The organism is Paenibacillus sp. FSL R7-0313 (assembly GCF_037969885.1).
In the GTDB taxonomy this organism is placed as follows: Bacteria; Bacillota; Bacilli; order Paenibacillales; family Paenibacillaceae; genus Paenibacillus.
This window is the reverse complement of sequence record NZ_CP150219.1, coordinates 1,414,688-1,436,520: the sequence shown is the minus strand read 5'-3', so window position 1 is coordinate 1,436,520 and position 21,833 is coordinate 1,414,688. Positions and strand designations below refer to the sequence as shown.

The 21,833-nt window shown below is 48.6% G+C and carries 19 protein-coding genes; 4 read left to right on the top strand and 15 right to left on the bottom strand.

The annotated features are described in order from the left end of the window. Window positions 1-93 precede the first annotated feature (93 nt). The 3 genes from NSQ38_RS06355 to NSQ38_RS06345 form a co-directional block, all read right to left on the bottom strand. Window positions 94-558, bottom strand: coding sequence for a MarR family transcriptional regulator (locus NSQ38_RS06355; protein ID WP_133386280.1), 465 nt, complete (start codon window positions 556-558; stop codon window positions 94-96). 104 nt (window positions 559-662) lie between these two features. Continuing rightward, complete coding sequence (locus NSQ38_RS06350) at window positions 663-1,241, bottom strand: class I SAM-dependent methyltransferase (protein ID WP_339787893.1); 579 nt, start codon at window positions 1,239-1,241, stop codon at window positions 663-665. Window positions 1,242-1,267: 26 nt separating this feature from the next. Then, window positions 1,268-1,939, bottom strand: coding sequence for an FHA domain-containing protein (locus tag NSQ38_RS06345; RefSeq protein ID WP_339787890.1), 672 nt, complete (start codon window positions 1,937-1,939; stop codon window positions 1,268-1,270). Window positions 1,940-2,172: 233 nt separating this feature from the next. Between NSQ38_RS06345 and NSQ38_RS06340 the strand changes: the two genes are divergently transcribed. After that, on the top strand, window positions 2,173-2,328 hold the full coding sequence (locus NSQ38_RS06340) for a hypothetical protein (RefSeq protein WP_165980318.1): 156 nt from the start codon (window positions 2,173-2,175) through the stop codon (window positions 2,326-2,328). A gap of 374 nt (window positions 2,329-2,702) precedes the next feature. On the opposite strand, the gene NSQ38_RS06335 is transcribed toward NSQ38_RS06340, so the two are convergent. Further along, the gene (locus tag NSQ38_RS06335; RefSeq protein WP_339787888.1) at window positions 2,703-5,291 is read right to left on the bottom strand and encodes a DUF2339 domain-containing protein; all 2,589 of its coding nucleotides are present in this window, start codon (window positions 5,289-5,291) and stop codon (window positions 2,703-2,705) included. A 188-nt stretch (window positions 5,292-5,479) separates the two neighbouring features. Continuing rightward, the gene (locus NSQ38_RS06330) at window positions 5,480-6,523 is read right to left on the bottom strand and encodes an LCP family protein (RefSeq protein ID WP_338589292.1); all 1,044 of its coding nucleotides are present in this window, start codon (window positions 6,521-6,523) and stop codon (window positions 5,480-5,482) included. Window positions 6,524-6,635: 112 nt separating this feature from the next. Here NSQ38_RS06330 and NSQ38_RS06325 point away from each other — a divergent pair, with 112 nt between their 5' ends. Beyond that, entirely contained in the window at window positions 6,636-7,610 is a 975-nt protein-coding gene (locus NSQ38_RS06325) for an aldo/keto reductase (RefSeq protein WP_339787886.1), read from the top strand. Window positions 7,611-7,754: 144 nt separating this feature from the next. Here the strand turns inward: NSQ38_RS06325 and NSQ38_RS06320 are convergent, their stop codons facing one another. From NSQ38_RS06320 to NSQ38_RS06310, 3 genes are all read right to left on the bottom strand, one after another. Next, window positions 7,755-8,216 carry a MarR family transcriptional regulator gene (locus tag NSQ38_RS06320; RefSeq protein ID WP_091035655.1) on the bottom strand — a complete coding sequence of 154 codons (462 nt, stop codon included), beginning with the start codon at window positions 8,214-8,216 and terminating at the stop codon, window positions 7,755-7,757. Window positions 8,217-8,350: 134 nt separating this feature from the next. After that, window positions 8,351-9,028, bottom strand: coding sequence for a TIGR00266 family protein (locus tag NSQ38_RS06315; RefSeq protein ID WP_017691614.1), 678 nt, complete (start codon window positions 9,026-9,028; stop codon window positions 8,351-8,353). Continuing rightward, complete coding sequence (locus NSQ38_RS06310; protein ID WP_339787883.1) at window positions 9,025-9,420, bottom strand: winged helix-turn-helix transcriptional regulator; 396 nt, start codon at window positions 9,418-9,420, stop codon at window positions 9,025-9,027. Before NSQ38_RS06310 ends, NSQ38_RS06315 begins: the two co-directional genes overlap by 4 nt. Before the next feature lie 164 nt (window positions 9,421-9,584). Between NSQ38_RS06310 and NSQ38_RS06305 the strand changes: the two genes are divergently transcribed. Both NSQ38_RS06305 and NSQ38_RS06300 read left to right on the top strand, forming a co-directional pair. Further along, window positions 9,585-10,799, top strand: a complete 1,215-nt coding sequence (locus NSQ38_RS06305) for an MFS transporter (RefSeq protein WP_339787880.1) — start codon at window positions 9,585-9,587, stop codon at window positions 10,797-10,799. Between the two features lie 196 nt (window positions 10,800-10,995). Beyond that, a complete protein-coding gene (locus NSQ38_RS06300) occupies window positions 10,996-11,853 on the top strand; it encodes an aldo/keto reductase (protein ID WP_339787877.1) in 858 nt (285 codons plus the stop codon). A gap of 154 nt (window positions 11,854-12,007) precedes the next feature. Here NSQ38_RS06300 and NSQ38_RS06295 read toward each other — a convergent pair whose 3' ends face one another. From NSQ38_RS06295 to NSQ38_RS06265, 7 genes are all read right to left on the bottom strand, one after another. Then, entirely contained in the window at window positions 12,008-14,107 is a 2,100-nt protein-coding gene (locus NSQ38_RS06295; RefSeq protein ID WP_339787874.1) for a glycosyl hydrolase family 18 protein, read from the bottom strand. Next, on the bottom strand, window positions 14,108-15,619 hold the full coding sequence (locus NSQ38_RS06290; RefSeq protein ID WP_339790412.1) for a glycosyl hydrolase family 18 protein: 1,512 nt from the start codon (window positions 15,617-15,619) through the stop codon (window positions 14,108-14,110). It lies immediately after the preceding gene. A gap of 444 nt (window positions 15,620-16,063) precedes the next feature. Next, window positions 16,064-17,119, bottom strand: a complete 1,056-nt coding sequence (locus NSQ38_RS06285) for a pectinesterase family protein (protein ID WP_339787871.1) — start codon at window positions 17,117-17,119, stop codon at window positions 16,064-16,066. Beyond that, window positions 17,116-18,228: a glycoside hydrolase family 88 protein gene (locus NSQ38_RS06280; RefSeq protein WP_339787868.1), complete on the bottom strand. Its 1,113-nt coding sequence runs from the start codon at window positions 18,226-18,228 to the stop codon at window positions 17,116-17,118. The genes NSQ38_RS06285 and NSQ38_RS06280 overlap by 4 nt, the downstream gene beginning before the upstream one ends. A 26-nt stretch (window positions 18,229-18,254) precedes the next feature. Then, complete coding sequence (locus NSQ38_RS06275; protein ID WP_339787863.1) at window positions 18,255-19,232, bottom strand: LacI family DNA-binding transcriptional regulator; 978 nt, start codon at window positions 19,230-19,232, stop codon at window positions 18,255-18,257. Between the two features lie 39 nt (window positions 19,233-19,271). Further along, window positions 19,272-20,867, bottom strand: coding sequence for an extracellular solute-binding protein (locus tag NSQ38_RS06270; RefSeq protein ID WP_339787860.1), 1,596 nt, complete (start codon window positions 20,865-20,867; stop codon window positions 19,272-19,274). A gap of 69 nt (window positions 20,868-20,936) precedes the next feature. Continuing rightward, the gene (locus tag NSQ38_RS06265) at window positions 20,937-21,818 is read right to left on the bottom strand and encodes a carbohydrate ABC transporter permease (protein WP_339787859.1); all 882 of its coding nucleotides are present in this window, start codon (window positions 21,816-21,818) and stop codon (window positions 20,937-20,939) included. Window positions 21,819-21,833 lie beyond the last annotated feature (15 nt).

The following is a 21,833-nucleotide window of genomic DNA, read 5'->3' as shown; positions in this document are numbered from 1 at the left end:
CCTTGTCAACAATATTTATTCAAATAAAAAAGCAACCTACCCTCGATTAGAGTAGGTTGCTTTTTTGTGTTACCCTTCATTACACACATTTATCTAAATGTCCAAACCCTGTTTCTTTATCTCTGCGTCCAAATGTTTGCTGTATTGCTCCATAAACCTGAGCATGCCCTCCAATTGCGCTTCGGTTACCTGCTCAAACACAGCCTGATCCCGCTTTTGAAATTCTTGGTGAAGTTCCTCGTGAATACCGAATACAACGTTCCCTTTCTCGGTCAGTCTGAAATAGACTTCTTTCTTGTTCTCCGGCTTCTGGTAGACTTCGATCAGTTTTTTTTCGATAAGTTTCTTCGTCAATTTACTTATGGCACCCTTGGTCATATACAGCGACTCTGCAAGCTTTGTCACATTGGGATCGATATTCTTTCCAATATATTCAATGCAATGAACTTCGGAAGACTTATAACCACGAAGACTGGCTTCCATCTTCGACTTGTTAATCCAGACCATTTTATTAAATAATTCTCTGAAATGATCAGTCACTTGTTCTTGTTTATTCATAGCTATATACACCCCACGTGAGTTATAACATGCATTGAAAAAAAGCAGAAACATGAGGGTCTCATTCCTCCGGTTTCTCCTGTCTCCAATCATAAGCTTCTTCATTAAAAAGCATACACATACACTTTGGTACGTAGGGCATCTCGACATGTTATTATGCGTAGCGGTTCCTTGTCCGGCAGGGCAAAACAGACGCTAATCACCTTGGCACCCGGCGGAAGCTCCCGACTGAACTTGTCCAGAAGTCGGGTCATCGCTCCCGGAAACAGATAACAGATCACACAATCTGCATGTTCATAGGAACTGGTGTAGATATCCCCGCGCATGAAGCGCAGTCTGCCCTTGAGAGAGTGCTTGTTTCCCTGGGCTCGACGTAAGCGAACACTGAGATAGGCAAATATTTGGGAAGACCATAAGGGAATGATAGAATTCTCAATCCCGGTCAGCCTTTTACCAGGGCAATGCCTTACAACATCCATTCCCAGTGTGCCCCATCCGGAGCCGGCTTCGAGCACATCGCCGTACCCTGGAATGCGGTTTACCTCTTGAATGACCACCTGCCTGACGCGGCCGGATGTGGGCATCGGGGAAATCCCGTTTTTCCAACTGACAAGTACGATGGATATGACACCGATCAATGTCACCACGGCAATCAGCCATGGAATCAGGTAAATGATGAACATGAACTCATCCCTTTGTTATCACTCATTCATTCTGGCACATGAGACTTCATATATACACCCTTTTTATAAACGGACTTGATGGTAAAGTGCACACCCAGCTTACGATTCGTCCGATAGATTAGCGAGTTAATCTCGTCGATCCCTACTGCTTCACTCTCCAGCATGCTCCGCTCCGGCCACACCTGAGCCACAATCTGCTCTCGGGTCACAAAATGGTCCAGTTGACTATACAGCAGCTTGAACAGCTGATACTCCTTCTTGGACAGCGGAATCTCCACTTCGCCGATCTGTACCGTTTGCAGGTGATCCTGCAAGCGTACGCCCTCACCCAGCAGATCCGACACCCGATATTCCCTTGTCTCTCCAAGATCTCCTTCAGCGCGAAGCTGGATCAATCCGTTAACCAACGTCAGGCTGTCTCCTTCGCCAAACGGATATTTCTCATAGGGAACGAGGCGCTGCCCGTTCAGTTCCGTTCCATTTTTACTATCCAGATCCTCGATCCATAGCTGTTCATGTACATCATAATGAATGCGGCAATGCCGCTTCGATATCATCTGATTATAGACAGACAAGTCCAATTCACTACCGCCTGTATAACGTCCCACCGTAATGGAGCGACCCTGGCTTACATAAGCGAATGAGCCGTCACTTTCCTGTCCTGGCGTACGAATGACGATTTTTGCCGTCTCCCGCATGTTATTCTCCCACCTTCAACGATCACTCACTCGATCTCTATAAACATTTCATAACAATAATGATAAGATCATCAGATTTGTTCCATTGTTTGCACCGCTATAGATCAATATAGTGGTATACAGGAACGATTTTTGTTCGGTTCTACTCACTCTACTATACCAGACGTTGTGCTTTTTTTCTCATGACGGCCGGATGTCTACTTTAGCTCATTCAACAAGAGAGGTACCTTCTGATGAACAAAAAAAACATTTTCATATACGTATTGCTCGCCTTTGCCCTGTCCATGACATTAACCGTGCTCTCCCGCATGAATGATGATGGCGGAGAATCACTGAAAGGCACATCGGCTTCCGAAACCTCATGGTTACAAATGAAGATCCAACCCTAAGTCTACTCTATTATAACGTGATCTCCACGCAAAACGTTTCACGAATGTCATATTAGCCTAAGCCATAGACTCCAATCAATAAGGCCCCAGATTGCTGGTTACAGCAGCCCGGAGCCTCATTTTAATCCAAAAAATCTATATTACACGACTTATTTCCCAAAGCGAAGTGAAGTGGACAATGGACATCCCCACCATCCACACTCACCTTAACGCCGCTTCTTTCTCACGCCGAATTTCCTCCACGCATACACGATAAGAGCTACAGGGCCAGCAAGCCATAACAGTTGCCAAAGCATGATTTTCATGTCGAATCCCATTTCAAGAATCCCTCCCCATATAACCGCAAATGCAACCTCGGTCGTTCAGAATCAAAGTCAGTCTTGTTCCTCCTCAGGAACAGTCGGTTCGTCGGCAGGCTTGGCTGTCTCTCTGGACTGTATTTCCTCCATCCGGCTGGACACCTTCTGATACAGGTAAGAGATCCCCAGCAATAGTACGCCAAAGCTGAAATAGGCAAAGATTTTGCTGCCCGAGGTAAGCATACCCACATCATAGAACACCATCTTACCCGTAGCGAACAACGTGAGACCCAGGCCCAGACGCCGAATCATCACATATTTTCTACGGAATCCATAGGCAATATAGAGAATCGCCAGCAGCAGATAGATCAGGCTGAACATCAGCCCCACATCACCCCACTGGAACTGGATCGTCAGGAATACGGTGATAACCCCAAGCAGGTATACCCCTGCGATAACCGGGTACCATTCAATGCTCTTGAACTGCCCACGGATGCCTGCAATCAGCAGATCCCTTCCTGCAAAGAATACCCCTACGTTAAAGATAATTAGCACCAGCAAACCAACAATCTCTGCCGCTGTATGCTGCTGAACTTCCGGCTGAAGGGCTGGCATAGTTAAGGTTACGGCCAATGCAATACAACAGCCAATAGCATGCAGGAAGGTGGTATACACCTGTACGTATCGATCATGCAGCAGCTTCACCTTGCTCAGTCCATAGGCCAATGCAATCGTGAGCGCTGCGAACATGAGTAACTTGTAGAACATGTATAACAGGAATGTCCCATCGACTGCTCTGGTATACAATTCATTTGACTCATACAGTACGTATAACCACAGATTCGCAAGTGCTACATACTTGAATCCGTTCAGGAAGCCCTGCTCCAGCGGGCTGTAGTTGAATCTCTCCCTGGACGATGAGCTGTTGTGAACTGCCCAGGCATAATACAGTGTAATAAGCAAAGTTCCCAGCGTAATGCTGGTGTATTTTAACATAAAGTAAGAACGTTCCCCGATGAAGAATAACGCCAGAAGATCGTAGTACACAAAAGTGATTAGACATAAAAGCACAATGCCCCATCCGGCACGTTCCACCGACTTGAGCCGTTTCAGATGTCCGAGTGTGACCAGCAGAACGCCTTCAATTAACCAACCCATGGATAACCACTTGGCCCCGAACTGGAACGGGATAATCAGAATGGCAAAGGTCAGGGAAGTGACATAGAAGAGCAGAATCGTCTGTTTCTCCTGAGCCATATGGCGCTGAACGAATCGTGCGAGGCCCAGATACACCGCGCAGAAGATTAACGCCAGCAAGCCCTGAGCATCATTCCAACCTGCCACATCAAATAACACGTATAACATCAGACAACTAATGCTCGTATTCATGGCGAGTAGAGCGAAATCCCACCAGGTTAACTTCATCCGGTGTTTGAACGGATACGCCAGTGTAATCCCCAGATACAATGCAAACGTCACAATGGAATACAACATGCCAATCTTCTCACTTGGCGACAGCCATAAGAGGATGAGCATGGATGGTGTGTTGAACAGAAAACTAATATAGTGCACAACCGGCCACCGTTTGCCAAACGAAATAAACACAATAATGCCGTTTAAGAGCAGCAGATAGATCATGGCTACATAGACAGCAGTGCCCTCAAGCCCGAACGAGAACATATACGAGAATAGCGGAAGATATCCGCCTACCAGACCCAATGAACAGATGGTCTTCGATTGGTATCTCAAGGACAACAATACGGAGATTGCCGATACCAATACAGACAGGGCAAGTCCCGTATATAACCCGATAATATGCAGTAAAAAGTAACTATAGAAGATGGACCCGAATAACACGGAGATCCCACCGCCGAGCAGACCCATTGCAAACGTCTGCTTTTTGCGCCGGAACAGCCACTCTCCTCCAGCAAGCATCAGTGCACCGAGCAGGAAAAAGGCTCCACTCTTCATCTCGTCATTAAACCAGGTCGAGTACGAATATTGAAACGCTGCTCCAACCCCCAGAATGAGGAGCAAGATGGCTACTTTGTTGATCCAGCTGAGTCCAATCTTCATCTCCATGCGATTCTGCCTGATCCGGCGCTGAATGGTCTCTTCGCTCAACCCTTCCTCCGCCATATGCTCATATCCACGTTCCATGTGCCCACGCAGAGCCTCTTCTCTATCCCATACGGCTCGTCTGTGCGATTCAATGCGCTCATTCACCTCTGCCGCAAGGTAAGCAATCCTCTCCTTCACCTCATCGGAATCCTCTTGCAGCTCCTGTGCGGCCTGGTTGTACAGCGCGTTTAGATTGGATTTGGTTCGATGTTCATGGAATGCAATTCGATCATTATGTACCGCTGTTTTCCCTTGAAAATAGGTCTCCATCTTCTCTCGGGATACCCGAATCAGATTCAGCTTCTCATCCAGCATCTGCTCGGATAACGCCATGCGAAGACGTGCATTCTCTTCTTCCATCTTGCGCGAGCGAAGTTCGAGCTGTTGCAGCTTGAGTTTGTGAGCTTCATACTGTTCCTGTAACTGTTCATTCTTAACGATCAGGTCATCGGACTGGTATTCCTGGAGCAAGGCGTGATACTCCTTCGCCAGCTGTTTCTGCTGCTCCTGAACCTGCCCAAGCCGTTCCTTAAACTCCTTCATGAGTTTCCTCCGTTGGTTGATGTTTAATCTTTTCCCTATATTTTACTATATGTATGCCATAAAAAGAGGTTTAAACATTAGATATATCTGTGCAATATGTCATCCGCAGGATCTCAAACGCAAAAAAGCCGGGAAGCAACCGCTTCGCCGGACTTATATTCATATGGGTTTTGCACAAGAATAGATGCTTATGCTGCATCAGGTGTATCTGCCTGGTCCGCTGACTCCGGTTCAATAATTTCGGTAGCATCCGGGTCCAGCCAGCTGGCGATCATGCCACGCACATATTGCAGATCGTCCTCCGACAGATCGTAGTACCATGTGCCACTGCGCGTTGCACCCTCACCCTTCAGCATGTAGTTGCTGATCGTTGGTATGCTATCTTTCATATATAAGGACTCGGCAAATTTCACGATAAAGTCCGAGGTCATGTTGGTTGTAAAATTCGATCCGGCAATCTGAATTACGTCCGGGATCTTGGTCAGATTTTTGACCTCCAACGCGCGATTCATGAAGGCACTTAGGAAAATCCGGTGACGCATCGTCCGATTGAAATCGGAATCTTCCCGGTAACGCACATAACCAAGCGCTTCTTCACCGCTATAGATCGGTTTATTCGCTTCAACAAACAGCTTCTCATGAATTTTGAGCTTGTTCTCAATATTTTTCTTGATCGGCAGTTCAACGCCACCCACCGCATCAACAATATCCTTGAGCCCGTTAAAATTAATCGCGGCATAGAAATCCACTTTGTTCCCCAGCAAATTCTCCACCGTATCCATCGCCATCTTGGCTTCACCGTGGGCATACGCTGAGTTGATCTTTGACTTCACATCCCGGCCAACAATCTCGGTATAGGAATCACGTGGAATGGACAGCAGCAGCACTTTATTGTCTTCTGGACGCACGACGGAATAGATGATGGTATCCGAACGGCTTGGTTCGTTATCCCGCTGGTCAATCCCCAGCAGCAACAGCGAGAATGGGTCGGTATGTTCCACAACAGGGGCATCCTTATCGCCAGCTGGTACAAAGGAGTCATCCAAGGCTTCCTTCACCGTAGCTGATGCGAACAAATTAAAGGCAAACACGACGAGTTGCTTTTGATAAATAAATCCGAGTCCTCCCAACACAAGCAGCACACTTAGGGTGATGATCAATGGCTTCTTCCATTTCTTCTTCGGTTTCTTCGGCTTCCGTCTTGTTAAATGTGCGGCACTGTTTTCCATCATATCTCCTTTAATAACGGGTTCTTAGAATCATTTAACTATATTAATAACACGTTTTCAATAGATTACGTTATAATCTGCTATACAAATACTGACAGAGAAGGAGCGATGAAAGATGGATTATCGACGTTTAGGCAATAGTGGTTTGCGTGTTTCAGCGCTGGGGCTCGGCACCAATGCGTTTGGCAAACGCGCGGATGAAGCAGCTTCTACCCGCATTATTCATGCAGCGATGGATCAGGGCATCAACTTTATCGATACCGCCAATATCTACGCAGGCACGGAATCGGAACGCATCATTGGACAGGCTCTTACAGGTCGACGGGAAAACGCGGTGCTTGCCACCAAAGCCGGATTACCCCGGCATGATGGTCCTCATGGGCGTGGTTCCTCCCGCTACCATTTGCAACAAGAGCTGGAACATAGCCTGCGGCGTCTGCAAACGGATTATGTGGATCTGTACCAGATCCATACCTTTGATCCGCATACACCGCTGGATGAGACACTGCGCACACTGGATGATATGGTCACTTCCGGCAAAGTCCGTTATATCGGAGCCTCCAACTACGCAGCCTGGGAGCTGATGAAAGCTCTGGGGATCAGTGAACAGAAAGGTTATATGCGCTACATCTCCACCCAAACCAGCTACTCCCTGGCAGACCGTACGCCTGAGTTGGAACTGGTACCGATGTGTCTTGATCAGGGTGTAGGCATTATCCCGTATTTCCCGCTGGCAGGTGGTATTCTGACAGGTAAATATAACGGACAGACTAGCGTACCTTCCGGGTCCAGAGCAGACACCGATCCATCTTTCAACCGTTTCCTGCTGGAGCATAATATCCAACTGAGTGAACAAGTGAGTGCTAAAGCTGCCTCATATGGCTGCTCCCCAAGTGTGCTGTCACTCGCATGGCTGCTGACACGTCCGGCTGTATCCACAGTCATTGTTGGCGCCACACACACCGATCAGTTGGAACATAATCTGGCTAGTCTGGACATGTCTCTACCCGTTGATCTGTTGGTCGAACTGGATCAGATCAGTGACTCTTTCCGTCGCCGCGAGCCGTTTGCATCCTACCGAATCGATTGAGCAACCGAAATAGACCTCCCGACAAGATGAAGTCAGGAGGTCTATTTGTATTTTGCATAAATATTATTATCATTAGTATTCAGAAAATTTTCCAATTCCACTACATTCTGTAGTTTAATACATTAAAAAAAGATATATTACGGATCAACTCTCTGTTTTTTGGCGAAGAAACTCTTGCATAATCTCCATATACTCTTCCTTACGATCATCCAAAGTTTCGAAAAATGCCTTGTCCGATTCCTCGACCAGATGAATTCCCTCCACAGCCAATCGGGTTCCTTCTTCCGTTGTTGTGATAATATTGGCACGCGTATCTGTCTGATGACGAGCGCGGGTAATTAATCCCCTTTTTTCAAGCGCACGTAGAACCTGAGAAGTCACGTTAACATCCACCTTGGCAAACTGAGCAATTTGAACCTGAGTAACTCCTTTGCCTTCCTCATCGTGTTCATTGAGCCACAAACAGGCGTGCAACAATACAAATTGAGGTTGTGTCAGTTCGAGGGGCTCCAGCACCCTGCGTACTTCCTTTTGCCACATGGCTGTAACCTGCCATAACAGATATCCCGGGCTTTCTTGTGCGTTTTTATACCGTGAGCTTGTCATCTCATACCTCCATGATGTGCGACCTTATGCAACAGAATATGTACCCGTCAGTCAATGAAGTAAATCCATTATTCATATAACGATGTTGGAAACATATCCGTTGCAACTCTGTGTGTTCTTTCTCAAAAAAATAATTAGCGCGCAGGGATAAACTGCTTCACCCATTGTCCGAATCCTTGAGGATTGCGGCTCTGTATAAGAATGGTTCCTTCTCCCCGGAACCGACATACCAGTCCTTCTCCACTTGTAACACTGGATAACCAGCCCTGTGAAGCTTTCTCAATACGGTAATCTACATAATGAGGCCATGCCACCAAATGGGCGTTATCCACGATCATTTCTTCACCTGCTGCCAGATTAATCGCATGGATGGCACCATAGGAAGACAGAAATACAGTTCCACGTCCACTGATCTCAATAATGAAGAAACCTTCTCCCGAAAAGAGACCTTTTTTCAGATTTTGCATTTTGGTATTCACCTGAATGCCCTCGGTTCCTGCCAGAAATCCGTCTTTCTGCACATAGAGTGAATAGGAACCGTCCAATTCAACAGCTTCTACATCGCCCATGCTTGAAGGTGAGAGCAGAATCTCTGCCGACCCGCCCGCAGCCGTCAGTTCCTGAAAGAAAAACTTCTCCCCGCTCAGCATCCGACCGAACCCGGCAAACATCCCACCTTCTGCTGAACCCTTTAGTTCGACCGTAGGAGTCATGGATACCATCGCACCACTCTCGGCCTTGAACCGCTCTCCCCGCTGCAAATGTACCTTGAGCATCGCAAAAGCACCATCATATAAAATCTCATAGTTCACGGTTGCACCAGCTCCCTATTGTCAGAGTTAAAATCATTGAGTCCATTATCTTCCAGAACTGCTGATTTGTCTCCGTATTCCTTCACAATATGTTGATCCCCCCAATTACATAGCGCATTGAGAATCGGTTCAAGACTTCTCCCGTACTCACTCAATTCGTATTCTACTTTGGGAGGGACCTGATTATATACGATTCGATTCACGATCCCGTCGTTTTCAAGCTCTCTCAGTTGCTGTGTTAACATTTTTTGTGTGATTGCGGGCATAATACGCTTAAGATCACTGGTTCGTCTTTTCCCATGTGTCAGATGACAGAGAATGACGCATTTCCACTTGCCACCGATCACCTCTAAGGTAGCTTCAACCGAGATGTTATATTTTTTTCTAACCATAACTTGCTTCCTCCCTGATGAATTGAATTACATCCGTCGCATGCTGTATAGGCACCAAAAAGTACGTAGGGTACTAAAAAGTACGTACTATTCAATCTATACCGAATAACTCATAATAGCATTTGCCGGTACGTAAATCTACATTCGGGGGAGTTGAGCAAGAAATGTTACAAGATTCAAAGCGCAGCACGTGGGCACTGCTAGCACTGGCCATTAGTGCCTTCGCGATCGGTACCACAGAATTTATCAGCGTTGGGCTACTGCCCCTCATTGCAGATGACCTGGGCATTTCCGTAACTTCAGCGGGACTGACCGTTACTTTATATGCATTAGGCGTTACCTTTGGGGCTCCTGTTCTGACCTCACTGACGTCTACCATATCACGCAAAACGCTATTGCTTGCCATCATGATTGTCTTCATTGCGGGTAACACGATGGCTGCACTATCGACGGGCATCACCATGTTACTCATTGCACGAGTAGTATCCGCTCTGGCACACGGGGTGTTCATGTCCATTGGCTCCACGATTGCAGCCGATCTGGTGCCTGCCAACCGTAGGGCAAGTGCCATTGCGATCATGTTCTCCGGTCTTACCATTGCCACAGTAACCGGTGTACCTCTCGGTACACTCATTGGTCAACATTGGGGCTGGCGCGCTGCCTTTATCCTGATTGTTGTGGTTGGCATTATTGCAATGATCGGAAACCTGATACTCGTGCCATCCACGTTGAAGCGAGGAACACGGACGGCATTTCGGGATCAGTTGAAGCTTGTTACAGGTGGACACTTGCTGCTTGCTTTTGCCATTACTGCCGTTGGGTACGGAGGAACATTTGTTGTCTTTACGTATTTGTCCCCGTTGTTGCATGATATCAGTGGATATTCTGAGAAAACAGTAGCGTTCATTCTGTTGTTGTACGGAATAGCCATCGCTGTTGGCAACATCATCGGCGGCAGAGCAGCCAATCGCAACCCGCTCAAGGCGCTCTTCTACATGTTCATCATTCAGACCATCATTCTCGGCGTGATGTACTTCACCGTCCCGTTTAAGTTGGCAGCACTGCTCACCATTATGGGTATGGGTCTGCTCGCCTTCATGAATGTGCCTGGTCTTCAGATGTACGTTGTAACCTTGGCTGAACGATATGCACCACAGGCCAAGGATGTAGCCTCAGCCTTTAACATCGCCGCATTTAATGCAGGGATCGCTATAGGTGCCTATTTGGGTGGAGTGATCAATGACTCCATTGGTTTGATTCACACGACATGGGTCGGAGCCCTGATGGTTCTCGTAGCTGTAATCCTGACCGCATGGGCTAAAATGCTGGAAAGCAAGGATCAACATGCATCAGTCGAAATGGAGAAAGCTTCGTTCTAATTTCCATTCCGACCATGGGTCTCACTCTTATATATATCAATTCCAGCCTTCGAGGGGAACCGGTTTCACATGGTATTTTATTATACTATAATACGTTGAACCCAATTTGATCTACTATGATTTAATTTTGTATGATAAAACAACGATAATTCAGCTTGAAACGATTGATTTTCACACAATTTAAGGAGGAAATCTCATGACAACAGCTCAAACCGCACAACATTTACAATCCACAGTAACTCTGCATAACGGTGTTTCTATGCCTTGGTTCGGACTTGGTGTATTTAAGGTAGAAGAAGGATCTGAACTGATTGAAGCCGTGAAAAATGCGATTAAACATGGCTACCGCAGCATTGATACTGCTGCAATATACGGCAATGAAGCCGGTGTTGGCCAAGCGATTGCCGAAGCTTTGCAAGAAAACAACCTGAAACGCGAAGAACTGTTCGTTACATCTAAAGTATGGAATGCAGACCTCGGATATGAAGAGACTCTTGCGGCTTTTGATACCACATTGAACAAACTGGGACTGGAATACCTGGATCTGTATCTGATTCACTGGCCTAAGGCAGGCAAATACAAAGCAGCCTGGAAAGCAATCGAGGAACTGTACGCAGCCGGCCGCATTAAGGCTATTGGCGTAAGCAACTTCCAGATTCATCATCTCGAAGACCTGATGCAGGATGCCAAAGTGAAACCGATGATCAATCAGGTGGAATACCACCCTCGCCTGACTCAGGTTGAGCTTAAGGCTTTCTGTGAAAAACATGGTATCCAGCTTGAAGCTTGGTCACCTCTGATGCAAGGTCAGCTGTTGGACAACCCAGTGCTCACGACGATTGCTTCAGCCAAAGGCAAATCGGTTGCACAAGTCATCCTGCGTTGGGATCTGCAAAATGGAGTCATTACCATTCCGAAGTCCACCAAGGAACACCGGATTATCGAGAACTCCTCCATCTTCGACTTTGAACTTTCAAATGAAGAGATGGATCAGATCAGTGCTCTGAACGAAGATGTACGCGTTGGACCTGATCCGGACAACTTCGATTTCTAATGAATAACCTTTTTGGAGCCTGCTTTGTTTGACATAGCATAACGAAAAAACACCGGACCAGGAGCCGGTGTTTTTTCGTTATATTCTCTTCCCTATAGCCAAACCTCGCTAAAACTGCACGCTTCAATTCAAAATGTTGTAATCCATTTTTTAACTATTGGACCTGCCACAATGCAGGGACATTGGATGGTTCCCACCCAGGCAAGGAAGTGTGGGCCTGCAAACATTTATATGTCTTGCCGCTATAGGTGACCAGCTGTCCTACAGTATAGGCTGTATTCGCCTGCCAGGCGGAAACGCCCGGATTTGTCGTTCCTGCTGTTGTTTTCACGGTCACCGCATTGCTCGCAGCAGAACCATTCCCCGCCGCATCCTTTGCTTTCACCGTAAAAGTATACGAGGTATCCGCAGCAAGCCCGCTGATCGTTGCTGTTGTTCCAGTCACGGATGTCGCAAGTGTCGTTCCGTTGTACACATCATAACCCGTTACACCCACGTTATCCGTGGATGCCGTCCAGCTCAGCGTTATGCTGGATGTTGTTTGCGCGGTTGATGCGAGGCTCGTTGGCGCAGTTGGCGCTTGAGTATCCCCTCCCGGCTGAGTGGCAGTGCTTACGGTTACAGCATTACTGGCTGCAGACAGATTACCTGCCGCATCCTTTGCTTTTACCGTAAAGCTATAGGATGTACCCGCTGACAGTCCGCTGATTGTTGCGGTCGTCCCGTTGACGGAGGTCACAAGATTGGCACCATTATAGACGTTATAACCGGTAACCCCTACATTATCCGTTGAAGCATTCCAAGCCAGTGTAACCGAGTTTGCCGTCACGCCTGTCGAACGGGCATTACCGGGTACGCTTGGCGCCGTCGTATCTGCTGGAGGCACTGTACCTCCGGTAGGCAGATCGGCTTTCAGTTTATTCTGAAGTGTTTTGTTCCGGTCACCGCTAAGCTCCCAGAACATCGCTCCGCCGAGTCCTTTGCTTTTGATATAAGCGGTTTTATATCCAATAGACTCCGCATCGTCATAGCTAATAAAGCGCTTGTTGGTCGCATTATAGAGATATGGCACCTTGGCCGTGTCATTCCAGTAACGCGTGTACCCGTTTTTGTTAATGTAATTGGTCTCCAGATCATAGAAATCAAAGGAGCCTGCTTCCCAAGTTCCAACGGAAGAACCTCCCGCGCAGGTCTGATACTGACCATTGCCCGCCTGTGCGCATCCATCCCAGCCGCGGCCGTAGAATGGAACACCAAGCACAAGTTTGGCGGCCGGTACCCCAGCATTCAGATGCCCTTGCGCTCCGGCAGCTACGTTAAATGTATTGGCATCCGGCACCCCAGCAGCTGAAGCCGCAGGGTCATAGTTCAACGGCGCGTTATGCGCGCTGACTTTTTGCCAAGCCCCGTTAAAATCATATGTCATAATGTTAATCCAGTCGACGATGGCAGCTATATTGGCAAGCTCTGTATTCGCAGCATAGGTCGTCGATGCACCGCTTGCAATCGTAAGCAGATACTTCTTGCCGTCCACAGCTCCGGCAGCATCCAGCTTCTCACGAATTTTGCTCAGAAGCAGTGTGTAATTCTGCTTATCCTCAGGACGTTTGCTGTTACCATCAAGTCCGCCTGATACCGGATACTCCCAGTCCAGATCTACCCCGTCAAAATTGTATTTCCGCAGGAAGTCGACGGCAGAGTTTGCAAATACCTCTCGCGTTGCCGCAGTCGCAGCTACATCAGAGAAGCGATTGGACCACGTCCATCCTCCCACCGAGATGATTGTCTTCAGATTAGGATTGATCTGTTTCAACTTGTTAAGCTGATTGATATTACCTGCAATGGGCTGATCCCACGTATCCCCTGCAAATGTCTTGCCGGTATCAATCCATGGATCGCCAAGCACGATCGTTCCATTCGGTACATTGATTGTCTGGCTCTTCTCATTCTGACATGTCCAAGTCACCGGGTTAGGGCCCGAAGGGTCCGGATTTCCATGAATACCGTTCCAGCAAATATCGGCAAAAGCATAGTTGATATGCGTGACTTTGGTCGGGTCGATATCCGTTACATTATAGTTTCTCCCGTACGCAGCCCAGGACGGGTAGTAACCAACAATTTTATAAGAATCTGCAGCTGCTGCCGTAGCGGGTTGGAGCACAAAAGAAGGAACAATGACGGATAAGAGCAGGGATAGACCCAGGAGAAACTTTGCGGTTTTCTTGAAAGCAGTGTGTTTATTTAAATGTATCATCTAATACACAACCTCCTTTGTCGTTTGCGTACTCAGCCCGTTCAGGAACGGACGATGTGCGCTCGAAAACTGGTTATTTGTATATGCGTCCCAGTTGATGGACCAGGTCATAATCCCTTTTATCCCCGCATAGCCCGTAGACTGGCGCAAAGTGTAGGAACCGCCGTATGACACACCTTTGATTAGATAATTCAACGCCTTTTGCAGATCGGCTGGTGCCGTATAACCGCCTCCAGCAGCCTGTTGGGAAGCCGGTACACCGATGGCAATCTGGTCCGGTCGCAAGGGACTAAAGAAAGGGCCTGTGCTACCGCCTACATGAAAGCCTTGAAGCAGCATCTCCGCCATGGCCACATGGAAATCAGCTGTCCCTTGGGCGTAAGAGCGTCCATCCAGCCCCACCATGGAGCCCGTGTTATAGTGCTGCACATGAAGCAGGGTCAGGTCATTACGCAAGGCATGGATGACTGGCAGGTAAGCTCCCCAAGGACCGCCGTAGCTCAGATATCCACCCTGTACATAGGCCGTCTCCGGTGCAGCCGTCAGGATGAAATTAGCGCCGAAGTGTGACTTAACCGCTTTCACGCCTTGGATGAGGTTAATAATTTTCGGTGTAGTTGGACTACGGAAATCGGTATCCCCTGCATTCAGAGACAGGGAGCTTCCTTCCAGATCGATATCAAGACCATTGAAACCATACGTGGAAATGATTGATTTTAACGAATCTTCGAACTGCTGTCTCTTGGTCGCGTCGGTAAGCTCAATGGTACCGTTGGCTCCCCCCATGGAAAGAAGTACTTTTTTCCCCTGGCTTTGCAGATAGGCAATATCGGATTTGAATTCGGCTACTGTTGCATTGTATGGAGTAAAAGCAAGCGTTCCGCTGCCATGTGAAATCGGTTCGGCAAAGGAGACATTAATGACGTCATAGGCTGTTGATACGTTACGAAGTCTGATATTGGTTGAACCATTATCGAAGTTATGCCAGTAGCCAATCAGCCATTTAGTGCCGGTTGGCCCCGGATTGGATGATCCATTGGAAGTTGTCACACTGAGGGAGGTGCTCGCAGCCGATATATTGCCTGCGGCATCTTTGGCTTTTACCGTAAAAGCATAAGTCGTGCTGGCTGTCAGTCCCGTGACTACAGCCGTTGTAGTTGAAGTACTTGTCACAAGAACGCCGTTCCGGTACACCTCATACCCCGCTACGCCCACATTATCCGTGGATGCATTCCAGGAAAGAATCACGGAGGTATTCGTGATGGAGGATGAAGTCAGACCCGCAGGAACAGAAGGTGGTGCCGTATCTGGCGTTGGCGTTTCCCCTCCTGAACCTTCCCCGACGTGTTTCCACAACGCGGGCACAACAGAGGGCTCCCATCCGGTCAACGCCGTGTGTGCCTGAATACACTCATAATCTTTATTTTGATATGTTACGAGGTCTCCTTTCTTGTATGCGGTGCCTGCCTGCCACTGGGCGGCGGCATCGGCTCTCGGTGCAAACCACGAAATAAGGAGAAGAAATGCCAAAGCAAATGTAATGACCGGGCGGAATCGAACAGCTTGATTCAAGCAAAATCCCTCCTGTACTAAGGATACGTTCACCTTGCAAACAAAACTTCAATTGTCCACCTGCATCTGATCTGTGATCGACTAGAGCCAACCTCATTCAGCCATCTGATGTTGCGTGTCACTTCACTCCCTTCCCTTACCAAAATGGACCTTCCCTCTCGTGTTCTTTTTTTGCAGGCACCATCCAAATTTTACAGGGAATTTACAGATCCTCATCCTGTATTTAATCAGTAAAATGCAAAAGAGATAAGGGATAAAATAGTTCTATTGGGGGCGAAAAATGTAATATAGCGCACAAAAAAGGTTTTCTTTCAACTCCTTAGGAGACTTGAAAGAAAACCCTTGTTAGATATTGCGCAGAGAAGAGGGCGTGTCTTACCGCCGCTACTCCCCTCTCCTTTCAAAAGGCTGCCATCCATCCACGCCGGACAGAATCAGAGGTACAGTGTACTCGGCCGCTTCCTGTTCGGTCAGTATTTTGGACCAAGGCACACGATCAGCAGCACCTCCGGCACCAGGCCCAGCGCTGTTGTATTCCGCATACTGAACGGTCTGCTCTGCATCTGTCTTGTTCCAGTTGTGCCATCCCTCCCGCTTCACATGAGCGCCGATCCAGCAGTTCAAAAAACAGACTTTGGCATGATGACGCCACGGTCTGCCCAGATACACCGACTGCGGTGGAGCATTGCTGGTCAGATCACAGTCCAGAAATACATAGCCGTAACGCACATCCTCCGGCGTAGAGGCTGCCGTAATCCAACCGTTCACTTGTCCGTCCGTTGCCTCCGCTTCAGTCAGGCGATTCTTCGTAAAGATCTCGCAGCCCTTAAACACCACCGTAGCCGAGCCAAAAATAAAATCGATATCACCTTCGATGTAACAGTCCTCGAAGTACTGCCGCAGTTTGCGCCGCTCAGCACCATCGCGTGGCCCGCCAAAGTAACTGCGATCCATGGGCTGCTCCGGCAGCGGGCCGGTGAAGATCGTATCCTGGTGACCGATCAAACGACAGCGGCGAAAGGCCGCCCGGTCTCCATCCACATAAACGGCCAGCGCCTGACCAACTTGCTTGCCCGGCCCAGCAGCATTTACGAAGGAAATCCCCTCTGCCGTGAAATCATCAGCACCAATGAAAGCCGTATAGGAATGAAACGTATGATATGGCGACCCATCCGGGAACTTCTTGAGTGCATGATCATCATACGTAATGATCGTCTGCTCCGCCCCCTCACCAATCAGATGGATGCCCGGCTTCTCCATATGCAGCTTCTCATGATATACACCAGCCTTCACGCGAATTGGAACGGTTCCGATGCCATTCTCCGGCAGCGCATCAACTGCAGCCTGGATCGTCACATAATCCCCCGTCCCGTCTGAAGCAACCGTCAGACAGGGAGCCGATGATTCCAATGCTGTATTTGGCAATCTCTGTTGCGTCATGGCAATCGCTCCATTTCCAGCGCTGCCAGCAGAAGCGGAGCCACACCCATAAAGGAATCGCTTACAACTGCTTCGCTTACATAGTAGTTGTACGAGCCATCCCGGTCCAGACTTAGTCCTGCGCCATGACAGATCCCGTTTAACCGAACGCCGTCAGCCGTCTCCTCCACTAACCTGGAGGAAAGTCCCTGCCATCCTTTCTCCGCCGCAGCTCTGAAATGCGGCTCAAGATATCTCAGCCGCACACCCTTGGCAAGTGCATATACAAACATGCTTGACCCGGATGCTTCGAGATAGTTGCCTTTGCGGAAGCCCTGATCCAGCACCTGGAACCATAACCCACTCTCCTGCTCCTGCACGCGTACCAAAGCATGACACATCCGTTCGAAGATGCCGATGATGGTTCCGCGCTTTGGATGATTCACGGGGAAATGCTCCACGCTGTCTACAATCGCCATGGCATACCAGCCCATCGCCCGGCTCCAGAAGTGTGGCGAGCACCCTGTCGATGAATCTGCCCAGACCTGTTCCTTCGATTCATCCCAGCCATGATAGAGCAGGCCGGTCAGCGGATCACGGGTCTGGCGTTCGATTAGCAGAATCTGATGTGCTACTTCGTCCCATAACTCGGGGTGATGAAAGGTCTTAGCATACTCGGACAGAAAGGGAGATGACATATACAGGCCGTCCAGCCACATCTGGAATGGATAGATTTTTTTGTGCCAAAAACCGCCCTCCGACGTGCGGGGTTGCCCTGCGAGCTGTGCTGCCAGGAGATGCGCCGCTTCTGCGTAACGCTGATCTTCAGCACCATCCAGTAATGCAAACAGGTTTTTCCCCTGATTAATCTGATCCAGATTATATTCTTCCAAAGTATAGGTGCCAATAGAGCCGTCGGGCTGGATATACAGGTCCATATGCTTTTTCATAAAATCAACATACTCCTGTTTGCCATAATACTGCCCGGTTCGTGCCATCGCCATCAAGGTCATGCCTTCCACGTATGCCCATCGTCCCGAAGGGAACGCATGATAACCGTCCCCGTCACATTGCTGGATAATCGTTGCTGCAATTCGCTCAGACCAGGATAACTGCGTCTGTACCTGCATAAGCAATTCCTCCTTGAATGTTGTACTCACCTAATAGATGTATGACTAACTGCTGTTGAATTGCGAAGGTTCAGCTTAGGCTGAATGACTACCGGAACATCGACCTGTTCATCACGGATTAACGATACAATCAGCTCTGCTGCCTGCACAGCCAGTTCATCCAGAGACGGGCCAATCGTCGTCAAGGCTACTTCGGCATACTGCATATCCGGCAGATCATCATACCCAATTAACGAGATATCGCGTGGAACACTGTAACCTGCCTCAAGCAAAGCCCGGAGCGCCCCTCGGGTGACCAGATTGTTCAGTCCGATAAAAGCTGTTGGCGACTCCGGTCCAAACACATGATTACGTATGGCAAAATACCCATCCTCCCAGGAGGAATACGCAGGCAGCACATGGTCTTCGTTAAAAGCCAGACCCGTACGCTGTAACGCTTCCCGATATCCCTCCAGCTTGACGTGCTGGGAGTTGCCGATAAATCCGATTCGGCTGTGGCCCAGCGATTTCAGATGCTCTACTGCTTTGAACAACCCTTCTTTGCGATCAATCTTGATGTAAGGAGAGTTCGGCGCTTCATCTGTACCGAGCACAAAACATGGCATGTTGAGTGTGGCGAACTTTTTCCAGAACATCTCCCGATTGTCCAATGCGTAGTCCCACAGAATACATCCGTCCACGCGCAGCTGGCTGAAGACATCCACGCCATCATCCGCCACAACCAGGATCATCTGATATCCCCGCTTCTTCAGCTCGGTATGCAGACGGCCGGAGATGTTCGAGAATAACGGATTGCTCAGCTCATCCAGCACAAAACCGATGATGTTGCTCCTGCCGGTGGAGAGTTGCCGGGCCAGCATGTTTTTCCGATACTGGTGTTTCTCCGCGACCGCAAGCACCTTCTGCTTTGTTGCCGGTTTGATTCGGGGATCATCATTCAGGGCCTTTGATACCGTGCTATAGCTCACCCCCGCCAGTTTGGCAATGTCTTTAATGGTTATCAAAATCAATCAACACCTCTCATACGCCTGAAACCCTATTTCCTATTTCTGTGCAGCCTTATAACGATCATATTGTGCCTGTCTGCCCGCAATAACCTGCTCTATATTCATCTTCTTCAACGTCTCAATATAACTGTCAAACTGGTCCAGACTGGCATCACCGCTAATAAACTTGAAGTTCATCTCTTCCACGAATGTGGTGATGTCAGGCATCGCCATGCTCTCCACGCTCGCTTCATCCGGCAGGGCATAGACAAACGGGAACGGTTCGCGCACATACGGCTCCAGTTCCTTATCCATCTTTGCATGCCAAGGGGCTACGACGGAATCAGCAGAATCGGTGGATTGGATGTTCGGCAGATTCACCGGACCAATACCGAGCTTCTGAATGTATTCATTGTCCTTGCCTTTGTCCGTGAATGTCTTCACGCCATTCTCTTCCGTATACGTGTCATCCTTGATGCCCCACGTATAATACGTCTGTGCTTCCTCACTTACTGCATAGTCCAGGAAACGGAAAGCAAGTTCGGGATTTTTACTATCACGTGTAATGCCAAAGATGCCACTCACTGGTGTACGTCCTACGTAGAACTGATCCCCATGCGGTCCTTTCAGTGGCAGAATGCCTTTGATGATTGGCTCTTCCGGATTATAATCCTTGAACAGCGGGCTGTAGACCATCGACATGTACCAGCTAAAATTAAACGTTGCTCCCGTCACATCCTGAGAGATGCGCGACGTGACCTGATCACTCGTGGTGCTCGCATAATCCACCCCAAGCAGACCTTCCTTGTACAGTCCGTTCAGATAGGTCAGGTACTCCTTGTACGCCGGCTCATAATAGCTGAAATGTACCTTGCCCTGATCGTCTGCATAAAACTGATTGGACAGATCAAGTCCAAATGCCGGGCCAAAGGCCATGGACACAAATTTGGCTTCCATGGACAGCGGAATCTCATCAGCTTTTCCGTTGCCGTTCGGGTCATCTGTCTTGAACTTGCGCAACATCGCCGTAAATTCATCCAGCGTAGTCGGCTCGCTTAATCCCAGCTTATCAAGCCAGCGCACATTGACCATAAATACCGGCATGTAGTTGCGGGTTAACGTCTGCTGCGGAATATAATACATTTTACCATCTGGCGTCGTTAAACTGGCTTTAACCGAAGGGGACTTTTCATATATTTTTTTGAGATTCACGCCGTACTTCTCTACCAGCTCGTCAATCGGGATAAACAGGCCGCTATTGATGTACTTCATCAATTGATCCTGATCCGGCAGGTATACGATATCGGGCAAGCCCGTACCGGCAGCCAGCCTCGGATTTACGGCATCCGCATAGTTCTGCGGCGGAATTAGATCCCAATCCACCGTAACACCGGCATTTCCTTCGATTTTCTTAACGATCGCTGCGGTGGACAAATCCACGTTCGTCGTCCAGGCGTTGGTGCCGAGAATAGACAGCTTGGCATCCGGTTGATCCGTTACCGGCCCTGCCCCGGTATAGTTGAAAGCTGGCTCCGAACTGGACGGGGTGCTCCCCGCATCGGTTCCCGCCCCTGTTCCACCGCTGCATCCCGCCAGGCTGATTGCCAGTATCGCTGCGATTACACTTTTTCTTCCTGCCCCTTTAAATCTCATCCATCATTCCTCCTTAGGTATGAACCATTTTGAACTCCCTTGAATGACATGACACTTAAGTAAGTAAAGCTATCCTTTCACGGCTCCGAGGGTGATCCCCTTAACGAAGTACCGTTGGATAAACGGGTAGATCGTAACAATAGGCAGAATACTGACTACAATGGATACATAACGAACTTGAAGGGTCGATACCGCCAGCGCACCGGATGTCATTGTGCCGCCCATCTTCTGCATCACTTCCGGAGATGCCATGATCAGCACCCTTCGCAGGAACATCTGTAAGGGCTGCATATCCTGTTTGCCCAGATATAACAGGGCCGAGAAAAAGTTGTTCCAGTGGAATACCGCATAGTACAGCGTGAGCACAGCCAGTGTTGGCTTGATGATCGGAACCGCCAGACGATACAGCATCGTCATCTCGTTGGCCCCGTCTATACTGGCACTTTCGAAAATCTCATTCGGAATGCCTTCAAACGCCGAGCGGCAGATCATGACGTTAAACGTAATCACCAGCACAGGCAGCACCATAACCCAGCGAGTGTTGTACAGCCCAAGCGAGGTAATCAGCATGTAGACCGGAATGAGTCCACCCGAGAAATACATGGTAAAAGCGATGAAGAAATTCAGCTTGCGACGTAAGAAAAACTGCTGTCTGGATAATGGAAACGCCGCAAGACATGTTGCCACAATGTTTAACATTGTGCCTACCACGGTGTACCAGAGGGTGTTGTAAAACGAAACCCATAACTCCTTGTATTGCAGTACCATTTGGTAACCTGACAGGGTAAACCCAACGGGCCACAATACCACTTTTTGTTTGTCGATGGCATCCACCGAGCTGAATGAAATACTAATGACGTACAGAAAGGGATACAACGTGATAACAACCGCCAGTATGGTCAGCAGGTAGACACATCCGTAGAACAAACGGTCACTTCTCGATTTTTGCATACAGGTCTCCTTTGG